The 14,540-nt window shown below is 46.8% G+C and carries 11 protein-coding genes; 8 read left to right on the top strand and 3 right to left on the bottom strand.

What is annotated here, in order from left to right:
• Positions 1-109: 109 nt before the first annotated feature.
• From JXR92_RS07315 to JXR92_RS07305, 3 genes are all read right to left on the bottom strand, one after another.
• Positions 110-2,635 (bottom strand): bifunctional UDP-N-acetylmuramoyl-tripeptide:D-alanyl-D-alanine ligase/alanine racemase, encoded by a 2,526-nt coding sequence (locus JXR92_RS07315; RefSeq protein WP_138345887.1) that lies wholly within the window; start codon positions 2,633-2,635, stop codon positions 110-112.
• Positions 2,611-3,600: a GSCFA domain-containing protein gene (locus tag JXR92_RS07310; protein WP_117599331.1), complete on the bottom strand. Its 990-nt coding sequence runs from the start codon at positions 3,598-3,600 to the stop codon at positions 2,611-2,613. The genes JXR92_RS07315 and JXR92_RS07310 overlap by 25 nt, the downstream gene beginning before the upstream one ends.
• Positions 3,601-3,762: 162 nt before the next feature.
• A complete protein-coding gene (locus JXR92_RS07305; RefSeq protein ID WP_034525358.1) occupies positions 3,763-4,860 on the bottom strand; it encodes a hypothetical protein in 1,098 nt (365 codons plus the stop codon).
• A gap of 566 nt (positions 4,861-5,426) precedes the next feature.
• Here JXR92_RS07305 and dxs point away from each other — a divergent pair.
• From dxs to nuoH, 8 genes are all read left to right on the top strand, one after another.
• Positions 5,427-7,331 (top strand): 1-deoxy-D-xylulose-5-phosphate synthase, encoded by a 1,905-nt coding sequence (dxs, locus tag JXR92_RS07300; RefSeq protein ID WP_034525360.1) that lies wholly within the window; start codon positions 5,427-5,429, stop codon positions 7,329-7,331.
• A gap of 66 nt (positions 7,332-7,397) precedes the next feature.
• Positions 7,398-8,738, top strand: coding sequence for a Trk system potassium transporter TrkA (trkA, locus tag JXR92_RS07295; protein ID WP_005823949.1), 1,341 nt, complete (start codon positions 7,398-7,400; stop codon positions 8,736-8,738).
• Between the two features lie 21 nt (positions 8,739-8,759).
• Positions 8,760-10,211 (top strand): TrkH family potassium uptake protein, encoded by a 1,452-nt coding sequence (locus tag JXR92_RS07290; protein ID WP_117599329.1) that lies wholly within the window; start codon positions 8,760-8,762, stop codon positions 10,209-10,211.
• A 102-nt stretch (positions 10,212-10,313) separates the two neighbouring features.
• Positions 10,314-10,685 carry a hypothetical protein gene (locus tag JXR92_RS07285; RefSeq protein ID WP_117599328.1) on the top strand — a complete coding sequence of 124 codons (372 nt, stop codon included), beginning with the start codon at positions 10,314-10,316 and terminating at the stop codon, positions 10,683-10,685.
• A gap of 112 nt (positions 10,686-10,797) precedes the next feature.
• Entirely contained in the window at positions 10,798-11,148 is a 351-nt protein-coding gene (locus JXR92_RS07280; protein WP_005823956.1) for an NADH-quinone oxidoreductase subunit A, read from the top strand.
• Positions 11,139-11,720, top strand: coding sequence for an NADH-quinone oxidoreductase subunit B (locus JXR92_RS07275; protein WP_005823959.1), 582 nt, complete (start codon positions 11,139-11,141; stop codon positions 11,718-11,720). Before JXR92_RS07280 ends, JXR92_RS07275 begins: the two co-directional genes overlap by 10 nt.
• A 15-nt stretch (positions 11,721-11,735) precedes the next feature.
• A complete protein-coding gene (locus tag JXR92_RS07270; protein ID WP_138345883.1) occupies positions 11,736-13,325 on the top strand; it encodes an NADH-quinone oxidoreductase subunit D in 1,590 nt (529 codons plus the stop codon).
• A gap of 133 nt (positions 13,326-13,458) precedes the next feature.
• Positions 13,459-14,535: an NADH-quinone oxidoreductase subunit NuoH gene (gene nuoH, locus JXR92_RS07265; protein ID WP_009037156.1), complete on the top strand. Its 1,077-nt coding sequence runs from the start codon at positions 13,459-13,461 to the stop codon at positions 14,533-14,535.
• The last annotated feature ends 5 nt before the right edge of the window (positions 14,536-14,540 follow it).

The raw sequence follows: 14,540 nt of genomic DNA, 5'->3' as shown, positions 1-14,540 counted from the left end.
TTATATCTGATTAATTATAATGCAAAGATAGAAAAATTAAGGATTAGGGATTAAGGATTAAGGATTAATTTTATTGTAATCTCCATCCCCTAATCCCTGCCCCCTATCTTCAGTCTTGATAATAAACACGTTTTACCCGCGTAGAAACGCTTGTCAACACCTCATAAGGAATAGTTGCAAGCGCATCGGAAAGAACGGTTATAGGCAGATGATTACCAAAAATTTCCACACTGTCACCCTCCTTGCAATCGATGTCCGTTACATCAATCATACAGACATCCATGCAGATATTCCCTACATAGGCAGCCCGTTGGCCGTTTACAAGACAATAGGCATGTCCGTTTCCAAGATGGCGATTCAGACCGTCGGCATAACCAATGGGAAGAGCCGCTATACGTGACGGACGGGTGAGATGCCCTTTCCGGCTATACCCAACCGTATCCTCTTCAGGAACATCACGTATTTGGAGGATGGTAGTCTTTAACGTGCTCACATTATTCATAATGGAATTGTCTATGGGATTGACACCATAAAGACCGATACCCAGACGCACCATATCGAATTGCGCCCCCGGGAAACGCTCGATACCTGCAGAATTGCAGATATGGCGAAGTATCTTATGCGGAAAAGCTCCCTGCAATTCCATGGACGCTTTTTCGAACATTTCTATCTGCCGGCGTGTAAAACTGTCGAATTGCTGCGAATCGCTCCCTACCAAATGTGAGAAGACGGAACGGGCAATCACGGCATTCTGTCCCTTCAGCCGTTCTATCAGCCGGGGCATATCCTCCGGAGCAAACCCCAGGCGGTGCATACCGGTATCCAGCTTTATGTGGATGGGGAAGTTTGTGATACCTTCCTTTTCCGCTTCTTTAATCAAAGCGTCCAGCAGATGGAAGCTATATACTTCGGGCTCCAGCTTGTAATCGAACATGGTCTTGAAAGCAGTCATCTCAGGATTCATGATAATGATGTTCGCTGTGATACCCGCTTTGCGGAGTTCGGAGCCTTCGTCGGCAACTGCCACAGCAAGATAATCGACATGATGTTCCTGCAAAGTCTTGGCTATCTCATAAGAACCTGCACCGTAAGCGGAGGCTTTCACCATGCAGACCATCTTTGTTTCCGGCTTCAACTTGCCACGATAATAGTTCAGATTGGCAATCATCGCTCCAAGATTAACCTCCAGGATAGTTTCGTGCACCTTCTTCTCCAATACTTCCGTCAAGGAGTCAAAACCGAACTTACGTGCACCCTTAATCAGAATAATTTCGTTTTCAAGGCGCAGTTCCCCACGCTGGATAGTGCGTATCAAAGCTGCCGTATCCGGATAAAAGGTCTTCTCTATATTAAAGCGTGCAGCGCAGGAAGAGATTTCATTTCCTACACCTATGATGCGTTCAATGCCGCGGCTGTTTACCAGCTGTGCCACTTGTCGGTAAAGTGTCGGCGTATTCTGACCGGTCTCCAATATATCCGAAAGAATCAAGGTCCGCCTCAATCCCTTACTTTGCGAACGGCGGTAAAGAAAATCGAGTGCAATATCCAATGAGCCAAGGTCAGAATTATAACTGTCGTTAATCAACAGACAGTTGTTTTTTCCCTCCTTGACTTCCAAACGCATGGCGATGGGTTCCAGCTTTGCCATACGTTCCGTAATCCGTTCGGCAGGAAGCATCAGATAGAGGCATGCGGCCAGACAGTTCAGCGAGTTCTCGATGGAAGCATCATCTATGAACGGCAAGGTAAACGTATTGTCCATATCCAGATAACGATAGGAAATGACAGTACAGTCATCCTGTTTCTCCACTTTACTTATATATAAAGGACGTTCCATATCCTTCCGGCTCCACGCAATCTCACGTGCAGAAAGCATGGACTTCGCCACACAGTTGCTGACGAACTCATCGTCACCATTATAAATCACTACATCACAATTCTTGAAAAGCATCAACTTCTCCATACACTTCTCCTGTAACGAGAAGAAATTTTCCTGGTGAGCCCCTCCTATATTGGTCAGGATGCCTATGGTAGGCTTAATGATGTTCTGCAAAGCGCGCATTTCCCCCGGTTCGGAAATACCGGCTTCAAAAATAGCAAGTTCAGACTGTTCGTTCATCTGCCACACAGACAAAGGTACTCCAATCTGGGAGTTATAACTACGGGGAGAACGGATAATGGCACGTTCCGGACTGAGCAACTGGTGCAGCCATTCCTTCACAACTGTCTTTCCGTTGCTTCCCGTAATACCGATGACTGGTATCTGGAACCGGTTCCTATGCTGTTCTGCCAGTTTTTGCAGGGCTTTCAGCGGATTGGAAACAATAAGGTAGTTGACAGTGGAAGATTGAAAATGGATAGCGGGTTGCTGCGCATCATTATCAATTTTCAATTCTCCATGCTCAATTAATCTAAAGCTTTCTTCGCTAAGCACAAAATTACGTACTCCACGGGCATATAAATCTGCGATATAGCGCGCACCGTCATTTCTCTTGGTGGTCAAGGCAAAGAATAATGTTTCCTCAGGAAAATTCAGGGAACGGCTGTCTGTGAGCAGCCAGTCTATGGTAGCCGGCACGTTTCCCACACGCCGTGCGCCAATACTTTCGGTTATGCTTTCAATCGAATACGACATATTTCTCTCTCTTTTTGGAAATCTAAGTACGGGTATTTTCCGTTAAGTTGGTCTATTTTTAACACAATTTGTCCTAAAAAACGCTTATACTCTTCTGAAGCAGGATAAAATGGCTTATGCGACAACATCTTACGGATATTTTCACTTTCTTCCATAATCCGTAACGCATCGGCAGAGATGCACGACCGAATAAACCTTTCCCAGATATAGCGAATGGCTATTTCAGAAGGATGCACCATGTCTTCTGCATAGAAGCGATAGTCACGAAGCTCGTCGAGCAACAGCTCGTATGCCGGAAAATAGAAAACATGTTTTGGGAAAGTGGCTTGCAACTGATTCACGGCAAGCAGCAAGGTAGCTTTACTGAGCTGGTTGGCATGCATTCCGTCACGCACGTGGCGGATGGGGCTGACGGTAAACAATATTTTCAGCCGGGGAATCCGCGCCAGCAAACCGGAAAGCAAAGAGGTGTAGTCAGACACTATTTCACTGACGGAAAGCATGTGACGAGTAAAGCAAGACTCAGGTTGCTTATGGCAGTTGGCAACTATAGTTCCCGTCTTTTTATTTTCATATACCCAAGCAGAGCCGAAAGTCAGTAGCAGACAATCCAACCGATCCAATCTTTCATGGGCGCTTTTCAAACGTCCGTTAATACCTGCCAATGTTTCCTCTGCAGAGACTGAGGAGAAGCTACCATGATGCATGGCACTGTGCCAAAGTCCATGAAAGAGGAAAATGTCGTTTTCATTGTAGCATTTGCCCGCAATGATTTCACGCAATGCCACAGAAATGGAAAAAGGATTATAAAGCACACCATAAGGATTGACGTCACAACAGAACTTGGCATCCGCCAGCCTTTGTCCCATCTCGGATGCAAAACAAGAACCCATCAGCAACAGATTATTCTCTTGCGAAAGAAGGGGCATACCGGAAACTACTTCTACAGGCGTATAAAGATTCATAAGCTCGGAATAAAAAAACATTCACATTCGGGAAAAAGGATGTACCAACCTACTTGCTACGCCACAAAGATAGTAAATTTCAATATATAACGGTCGAAACATAAAAAAGGCAGGTAATATAACCTTCCATTATATCACCTACCTTAAATACTATATATTCCATTAATACCAATTAACCGTAGGATCAGCCACCCAATTTGCAAAATCTGGATATTTATTATTAATAGCCTGACGCTCAGAAGTCCAGTCATATCTTGTCTCTACACGTATCTTCTGCGGAGCTTTGCCTACCTCCGCTTTCAGTGTATATACTTCAGCATTTTGACCTTCCACTTTGATATTTACGGCACCAGTACCGTTAACTCTATACATCACCGGAGCCTTAGTTGCTCCAGCACCCGTATTTATCATTGTAGTACTAGAAACACTAAAGATCTCATGAACTTCACGACTATCACCGCCTACCTCAATATACAAAGGCAAAGTACCACCCGCAGCCTGCAGGGTAATGATAGTTGTTCCTCCATTGGTCGCTACATCAAACACGACATCGTTGAAATCAAAATCGTCACTGTCTCCAAGGTCTTCCGCTATGATTCTGTACGCATTTGTATATACGGCCGGAGAGATCTTTACAATCCAATCACTATAATACCCATCTGCAGCTACTTGTTGATTTGGGTTCTGGCCGGTAGCTTCAAAGTCAAATCCCACATAATAAGCACCCTCAATATATTGTATAGTATAATTATAGTGCATTTTACTATCCAGAGAAGCCCTATAGCCAAAAGAAGACGTCCCACTATTCTGCATTAGCATTATAGCTCCCTCAGCAGCATTAAAATTATTGATATGATCATCTGATGCCGCAACCAAAAAATCCATATCAGAGCGTGAGCCACTTACATGTTGAACAAAAAAGTCGGTCCAATCCACACCAATGGATTGTGGATTCTGATGTGTTTCAAACCATTTCGTAACCACTTCTTTTTCTATAGCCGTAACACTCCCCGGTACTTCCGCAAAATCTCTCCATTGATTGCTATTAGTGTTAGCAACACGCGTTGTCGGTGTTACCCCAAATCCCCAATCCTGATTAACTGCAATTTTTCCATACTTCCGCACGAAAGCCGATGCATACTGTGCCTCTTTCTTAGCCACCGCCTTTTCCGGGTCGAACAGATCGCTATCAGAACCGCAAGCGGAAAAAAACACTACGCTCACAATAGCCAAAATTCCAAAGTTAAACTTTTTCTTCATATCATTCATTGTTTATTCATTTAGCAATTCGTGGTTACGCCCCATTCCGGCACATATTACAACTAAGAATGCCATCATGTACAATTCATAATCGTATAACATATTGATAAATAGGACATATTCTACTTTGCAAATATAGATAATATTATATTAACAACAGTCCAAGCTCCTAAAAAAGTTGCAATAAACAGTTTGCAAAGTTGCATTTTTCAACAAGTGTTAAGTTTAAAGCATCTCTTATCATAGATGCACACATACGAGAGTACAAGTCAATCTTTGAAAGGATTAATATCTTTGCTTGCCAAAACTAAATCATTCCTATATGGAGAAAAAATCGTTCCACCATGGTGGAACGATTTTTCTACCATGATGGAACAATATTTTCTCCATGGAGGAACGATTTACCATCAGGCATCTTTTTCCTTAATTATAGGCAGAACAAGAAATGCAATTTATACAGAGAAAGTAAAAACAGAAGTGAACAAAAGAGGCTTTTTTTCCTTCTAAAACTTCCCGTCATCCGTTTTCTTTTGCTATTTTTGCATTTTGTAATCTTCAGATTAGAAATGAGAACAGAACCAACAACATATAACTTGCTTAGCACCATTACATTTCCCGAGGATTTACGCCAACTCAGCGTAGAAGAGCTTCCTGAAGTCTGTAAAGAATTGAGGCAAGACATTATAAAGGAGGTTTCGTGTAACCCCGGACATTTCGCAGCCAGTCTGGGCACGGTAGAGCTGACCGTTGCCTTGCACTACGTATTCAATACTCCGTACGACCGCATAGTCTGGGATGTAGGCCATCAGGCATACGGGCACAAGATACTGACCGGACGCCGTGAAGCATTCTCCACCAACCGTAAATTCAAGGGAGTTCGTCCTTTTCCCTCACCAGAGGAAAGCGATTATGACACATTCACCTGCGGACATGCGTCAAATTCAATCTCCGCCGCCCTTGGCATGGCTGTTGCCGCTGCCGAAAAAGGCGAGAAGGACCGCCATGTAGTGGCCATCATCGGCGACGGAAGCATGAGCGGCGGCTTAGCTTTTGAAGGACTGAACAACGCTTCGTCCACCCCAAACAACCTTCTTATCATTCTCAACGACAATGATATGTCGATAGACAGAAGTGTAGGTGGCATGAAGCAGTATCTTTTCAACCTAACTACCAGCAACCGCTATAACCAGCTGCGCTTCAAAACTTCCAGACTGCTATTCAAAATGGGACTTTTGAACGAGGACCGCCGCAAAGCGCTGATTCGCTTTGCCAACAGTCTGAAATCAATGGCCGCCCAGCAGCAGAATATCTTTGAAGGGATGAACATCCGCTACTTCGGTCCTATCAATGGACACGATGTGAAAAACATAGCCCGTGTCCTGCGGGACATCAAAGATATGCAGGGACCGAAAATACTGCATCTGCACACTGTAAAAGGAAAAGGATTCGAACCTGCCGAGAAGAATCCCGATATCTGGCATGCACCGGGCAAGTTCGATCCGAAAACCGGAAAACGCCTCAAGGCAGATACCAGCAACCTGCCTCCGCTTTACCAGGACGTGTTTGGGGAAACACTGGTAGAACTGGCAAAGGAAAATCCGAGAATCGTCGGAGTAACCCCCGCCATGCCCACTGGCTGCTCTATGAACAAGCTGATGGACACCATGCCCGACCGTGCCTTCGATGTGGGTATTGCCGAAGGACATGCAGCCACTTTCTCGGGCGGTATGGCAAAAGAAGGAATGCAACCTTTCTGCAACATCTACTCCTCCTTCATGCAGCGGGCATACGATAATGTCATCCATGACATCGCCCTGCTCCGCCTCCCCGTCGTACTTTGTCTGGACCGCGCCGGACTGGTGGGAGAAGACGGACCGACCCACCACGGAGTTTTCGACCTGGCCTATTTCCGTCCGATTCCCAACCTGACCATATCTTCACCGATGGACGAACATGAATTGCGCCGCCTGATGTACACGGCACAATTGTCAGACAAAGGTCCGTTCGTCATCCGCTATCCCCGCGGACGCGGCGTATTACTGGACTGGAAATGTCCGCTGGAAGAAATCCCCGTAGGTAAAGGGCGTAAACTGAAGGAAGGTAAAGACCTGGCAGTCATCACCCTCGGTCCCATAGGCAACGTAGCCGCACGTGCCATAGAGCGCGCAGAGAAAGACAAAGGGATCTCCATAGCCCATTACGACCTGCGTTTTCTCAAACCGCTCGACGAAGCCTTGCTGCACGAGGTAGGACTCAACTTCCAGCATGTCGTCACCATAGAAGACGGTGTCAAAAAAGGAGGAATGGGCAGTGCCATACTGGAGTTCATGGCAGACAATGACTATATCCCCCATATCAGACGTATCGGTGTACCCGATGCCTTCATAGAGCACGGCACCATACAAGAGTTGCATCATCTTTGCGGAATGGACGAAGAAGGAATCTATAATCAATTGATAATTGATAGTTGAAAATTGACCGTTTAAGTATCTACCCCATATGTCAACTATTAATTATCAACTATCAACTAATTAAAAGTGAAAATAATTATTGCAGGTGCCGGCGCAGTAGGCACACACTTGGCTAAATTGCTGTCCCGCGAGAAGCAGGACATCATTCTGATGGACGACAACGAAGAAAAGTTGAGCACCCTAAACTCCAACTTTGACTTAATGACGGCTACGGCCTCCCCTACATCCATAAAAGGCTTGAAAGAAGTGGGAGTGAGAGAAGCCGACTTGTTCATAGCCGTCACCCCTGATGAAAGCCGGAACATGACCGCATGCATGCTGGCAAACAATCTGGGAGCACAGAAGACCGTAGCCCGCATTGACAACTACGAATACCTGCTGCCCAAAAACAAGGAATTTTTCCAGAAGCTGGGTGTCGATTCACTCATCTACCCGGAAATGCTTGCCGCCAAAGAGATCGTATCCTCCATCCGCATGAGCTGGGTACGCCAATGGTGGGAATTCTGCGGAGGCGCCTTGATACTGATAGGCACCAAAATACGCGAAAAAGCCGAGATACTGGACATCCCTCTCCACAAACTGGGCGGACCGGAGCTGCCCTATCACGTGGTAGCCATCAAACGGGGAAGCGAGACACTGATTCCCCGCGGTGACGATACCATCAAGCTACATGACATCGTATACTTTACCACCATCAGGAAATACGTCCCCTACATCCGCAAAATAGCTGGCAAGGAAGATTATGCTGATGTGCGCAACGTAATGATTATGGGTGGAAGCCGAATTGCCGTACGCACCGCCCAATACGTCCCGGACTACATGCAGGTGAAAATCGTGGACAACGACTTGAACCGCTGCAACCGTCTGACCGAGTTGCTTGACGACCGCACCATGATTATCAATGGCGACGGGCGGGATATGGACTTACTTGTGGAAGAGGGACTGAAAAACACGGAAGCCTTCGTTGCCTTGACCGGCAATTCGGAGACCAATATTCTAGCCTGCCTTGCCGCCAAACGCATGGGAGTCAGCAAAACCGTAGCAGAAGTGGAGAATATAGACTACATAGGCATGGCTGAAAGCCTTGACATCGGCACTGTCATCAACAAAAAGATGATTGCCGCCAGCCACATTTATCAGATGATGCTGGATGCGGACGTCAGCAATGTGAAATGCCTGACCTTTGCCAATGCCGATGTAGCGGAATTTACCGTTAAGGCCGGCTCAAAGATTACCAAACATCCGGTAAAAGACCTCGGCCTCCCGAAAGGAACCACCATCGGCGGACTTATCCGTCAGGGGGAAGGCGTCGTGGTTATGGGTAATACCTTGATACAACCGGGTGACCATGTGGTGGTATTCTGTCTAAACATGATGATTAAGAAAATCGAAAAATACTTTAACTAATAGAGAATGAGTCGTTGGTAAATGATTAACTTCAAGACAATCATACGGATTATCGGTATTCTGCTATTGCTGGAAACAGTCATGTTTCTGGTCTGTTCGAGCGTGTCTTTCTACTACAGAGAAAGCGATATGCTCGATTTCTGGAAAGCAGGAGGTATCACAGCAGGGATAGGCTTATTGCTGGCAGCTCTCGGTAAAGGAGGTGAACGGCAACTGACGCGCCGTGACGGATATGTACTGGTCAGCTTTGCCTGGGTGGCATTCTCTCTTTTCGGAATGCTGCCTTTCTATATAGGCGGATACATACCCGACATTGCCGATGCATTCTTCGAGACCATGTCCGGTTTCAGCAGTACGGGTGCCACTATTTTGGACGACATCGAGTCACTTCCTCATGGAATACTGTTCTGGCGCAGCATGACACAGTGGATTGGCGGCTTGGGAATCATCATGTTCACCATTGCAGTGCTTCCTATCTTCGGAGTCAGTGGTCTGCAGGTATTCGCAGCCGAAGCAAGCGGCCCCACACATGACAAGGTTCATCCGCGTATCGGTATCACCGCCAAGTGGATTTGGAGCATCTATACCGGCATAACCACTTTACTTGTCTGCCTGCTGATGCTTGGAGGCATGGACTGGTTCGACAGCATCTGCCATGCATTTGCCACTACCGGCACCGGTGGATTCTCTACCAAGCAGGCCAGCGTTGCCTACTATAATTCTCCTTATATAGAATATGTCATCTCCATCTTCATGTTTATCTCCGGTATCAACTTCACTTTAGTATTATTGTTCGTCAACCGGAAATTCAAGAAATTCATCAGCAACGCCGAGCTGAAATTCTATTTCAGCTCAGTCGTATTTTTCACTGCAGTCATAGCCATCGCGCTCTATTATACCAGTCCCATGGGGATGGAAGAATCCTTCCGCAAATCCTTGTTCCAGGTAATTTCCCTTCATACGTCCACCGGCTTTGCAACGGATGACTACATGCAATGGTCGCCCGTCCTATGGGGCCTGCTTACCATCATCATGCTGATGGGAGCGTGTGCAGGCAGTACCACCGGAGGCTTGAAATGCATACGTATGGTAATTCTTACCAAAGTATCACGGAACGAATTCAAACACATCCTACACCCCAATGCCATACTTCCGGTACGAATAAACAAGCAAGTCATATCTTCCTCCATTGTCTCCACCGTACTGGCTTTTTGCTTTATTTATATCACCATTATAGTTATCAGCACACTGCTTATGATGACTATGGGAGTCGGAGCTGAAGAGTCAATAGGCTGCGTTATTTCCAGCATCGGTAATATGGGACCCGGATTGGGTGAAACCGGACCTGCCTATTCGTGGAATGCCCTGCCCGATGCAGCTAAATGGCTATTATCCCTTTTAATGCTTCTGGGACGTCTTGAGTTATTCACCGTACTACTGCTTTTCACACCTGATTTCTGGAAACGAAATTGATTTAGGATAAAAAGTGTAAAAATAACCATTTTTGTTATGCGGGGATAGCAAAATGAGCAAGACTTATTATATCTTTGCGCCCTTGAAAGAGAGATTTGTGGTATGAAGCAATGCATCAAATACTGTTTAATCATTATCTTTGCAGCCCTATTGCACGACAGTGCAATAGGAGTTGCGGACATTTTGTGTGTTCCTGCCACCCGACAAGCAGAATGCTGTACGCTGTCACAAGCTCCTACCACCCAACAAGTAGTCCAGAAGTTCTACGACTTGTTTTCACCAAACTCCCTCTGCATAGAGCATGTGGATCATACGCAAGTACCAACCAATAAAAACGTACTCCTGCGCATGTACATCTACAAGATGCAGCAGTATGCTTATGCACCGGAATGCGACCGTTTGTTAAATCTGTCTCCTCATCCCGTACCCGACGCAAACTATTATGTGTTCGGACTAAGAAAGATTATCATTTAGAAGGCCTGCAAGCGCAAATGCTTGCCCCTTGACCTCGCCCCGGACAACATTCAGTTTTTTGTCCTCTGGTACGATGTATCTATTATTATATATCTAAAATCTTATCAGGTTTATGAACTTTACTTTGTTAGTGGTCGTCTTATTGACGGCAATCGCTTTCGTGGGTATCGTCATCGCGCTCTCCAATGCGATAGCACCCCGTTCGTACAATGCACAGAAGATGGAACCGTACGAGTGTGGCATCCCTACCCGCGGTAAATCGTGGATGCAATTCCGGGTAGGTTACTATCTGTTTGCCATCTTGTTCCTGATGTTCGAAGTGGAAACGGTATTTCTGTTCCCTTGGGCAGTCATCACCCGCGAACTTGGCGTGGCAGGACTTTTCAGTGTTTTATTTTTCCTGATTATATTGATTCTGGGTCTTGCTTATGCCTGGAGGAAAGGAGCTTTGGAATGGAAGTAACAAAGAAGCCGAAAATTAAATCTATCCCTTATGAGGAGTTTACAGACAACGAAACGTTGGAGAAACTGGTTCGGGAACTTAATGCCGGAGGCGCCAATGTTGCCCTTGGCGTACTGGACGATTTCGTCAATTGGGGACGCAGCAACTCACTGTGGCCTCTTACGTTTGCAACCAGCTGTTGCGGTATCGAATTCATGGCCCTCGGCGCAGCCCGCTATGATATGGCGCGCTTCGGGTTCGAAGTAGCCCGTGCCAGTCCGCGCCAGGCAGATATGATTATGGTTTGCGGGACAATAACCAACAAGATGGCTCCCGTTCTGAAACGTCTTTACGACCAGATGGCCGATCCAAAATATGTAGTAGCCGTAGGCGGCTGTGCCGTCAGCGGAGGCCCGTTCAAGAAATCCTATCATGTGGTGAACGGTGTGGACAAGATTCTGCCGGTGGATGTCTACATTCCCGGTTGCCCTCCGCGTCCGGAAGCATTCTACTACGGCATGATGCAATTGCAGCGTAAAGTGAAAATAGAAAAATACTTCGGTGGAGTAAACAGAAAAGAAGAAAACCACTAATCAGCACTTAAATATATGGAAATAAAATACATAGAGCCCTCAGCCCTGCACGACGAAATGCTGCGTCTGCGGAAAGAGAAACAGATGGACTTTCTGGAATGCCTCAGCGGTATGGATTGGGGAATACCCGACGAGAAAGACACACCGGACACTCCCCGCGGACTCGGTGTAGTCTATCTGTTGGAATCTACCGTTACCGGCGAACGGATAGCGGTACGTACCGCCACTCTAAACCGGGAACATCCCGAACTCCCTTCCGTCAGCGATATCTGGAAAGCTGCGGATTTCAACGAACGCGAAGTCTACGACTTTTACGGTATCGTTTTCATCGGTCACCCGGATATGCGCCGACTCTATCTGCGCAATGACTGGGTAGGCTATCCCATGCGTAAGGACAATGAACCGGAAAAAGATAATCCGTTACGTATGGACAACGAAGAAACGGTAGACACCACCATGGAGTTGGAGCTGAATCCCGACGGTAGCATCAAAAATAAGGAGATGCAACTTTTTGGTGATGAAGAATATGTGGTGAACATCGGTCCCCAACATCCGGCCACCCACGGCGTAATGCGCTTCCGTGTATCATTGGAGGGTGAAGTCATCGACAAGATTGATGCCAACTGCGGCTACATCCACCGGGGTATCGAGAAGATGTGCGAAAGCCTGACCTATCCGCAGACTTTGGCTCTGACCGACCGTCTGGACTATCTGGGTGCACACCAGAACCGCCATGCCTTGTGCATGTGTATCGAAAAGGCAATGGGCGTGGAAGTTAGTGAACGCGTGCAGTACATACGTACCATTATGGACGAGTTGCAGCGAATAGACTCTCATCTGCTGTTCTACTCTTGTCTTGCTATGGACTTGGGTGCATTAACGGCCTTCTTCTACGGTTTCCGCGACCGCGAAAAGATACTCGACATCTTTGAGGAAACTTGTGGCGGACGCCTCATCATGAACTACAACACCATCGGTGGCGTGCAGGCGGACATTGCTCCCGGCTTCGTAAAGAAAGTGAAGGAGTTCATCCCCTACCTCCGCGGTATCCTACACGAATATCACGACGTATTCACCGGAAACATCATTGCCCAGCAACGTCTGAAAGGTGTGGGTATACTCTCACGGGAAGATACCATCGCCTTTGGAGCTACCGGAGGCACCGGACGCGCCAGCGGATGGGCCTGCGACGTGCGTAAGCGTATGCCGTATGCCGTATATGACAAGGTGGACTTTAAAGAAGTCATCCGCACCGAAGGTGATTCATGGGCACGCTACCTTATCCGTATGGATGAAATTTTGGAGAGCCTGAAGATTATCGAGCAACTGATAGACAACATCCCGGAAGGAGCCTACCAGAAAAAGATGAAACCTATTATCCGCGTACCGGAAGGCACTTATTATGCAGCCGTAGAAGGTAGCCGCGGTGAATTCGGCGTCTTCCTCGAAAGCCACGGTGACAAAACGCCTTACCGCCTGCACTTCCGCAGTACGGGTTTGCCATTGGTATCGACCGTAAACACGATTTGCCGCGGAGCTAAAATCGCCGACCTTATTGCCATTGGCGGAACATTAGATTATGTAGTACCAGATATTGATAGATAAAAGAATTTACGATTTGACAATTCACAATTTACCATGCGGAATTACAGCGCAGCCAAATTGTAAATTGTACATTGTAAATCAAAAAGCGCCTCGTAAATTGTACATTGTAAATAGTAAATAGTAAATGAACAACGTGTTTGACTTTAGTATAGTAACCAACTGGATACACCAGATGCTGACTTCCCTGATGCCGGAAGGTCTGGCAATATTCCTCGAATGCGTGGTGATTGGCGTATGCATCATCTTGATGTATGCCGTGCTTGCCATCATCCTGATTTACATGGAGCGTAAAATATGCGCCTTCTTCCAATGCCGCCTCGGTCCGATGCGCGTGGGGAAATGGGGATTGCTCCAAGTGCCCTGCGACGTCATCAAGATGTTGACGAAGGAAATCATTGATTTGAAATTTTCTGACCGGTTCCTCTACAATCTGGCACCGTTCATGGTAATCATCGCTTCTTTCCTGACATTTGCCTGCCTGCCCATCAACAAGGGATTGGAGGTATTGGACTTCAATGTAGGAGTGTTCTTCCTGCTGGCTGCATCGAGTATCGGCGTAGTGGGTATCCTGCTGGCAGGCTGGAGCTCCAACAATAAATTCTCGCTGATTGGAGCCATGCGAAGCGGTGCGCAGATTATCAGCTACGAGTTGTCCTGCGGATTGAGCATACTGACAATGGTAGTGTTGATGGGAACCATGCAGTTCTCCGAAATAGTAGAAGGACAAGCTGACGGCTGGTTCATCTTCAAGGGACATATCCCTGCATTGATAGCCTTCATCATCTACCTCATTGCCGGAAATGCGGAAACCAACCGTGGTCCCTTCGACTTGCCCGAAGCCGAAAGCGAGTTGACTGCCGGATACCATACGGAGTACAGCGGTATGGGCTTCGGATTCTTCTATCTGGCGGAATATTTGAATCTGTTTATCGTAGCCTCCGTGGCAGCCACCATCTTCCTGGGAGGCTGGATGCCGCTACACATCGTAGGTCTGGACGGCTTCAACGCAGTGATGGATTACATTCCGGGCTTTGTATGGTTCTTCGGAAAGGCCTTCTTCGTAGTCTTCCTGCTGATGTGGATAAAGTGGACTTTCCCCCGCCTGCGTATTGACCAGATTCTGAATCTGGAGTGGAAGTACCTGGTACCCATCTCTATGGTGAACTTGATTTTGATGGTATTAATTGTAGTATTTAAATTGCATTTCTAACCGGC

This window comes from Bacteroides parvus, assembly GCF_017309675.2.
Classification (GTDB): domain Bacteria; phylum Bacteroidota; class Bacteroidia; order Bacteroidales; family Bacteroidaceae; genus Bacteroides; species Bacteroides uniformis.
Note: the sequence above shows the minus strand (reverse complement) of the source record. Positions and strands in the feature narration are given on the sequence as shown.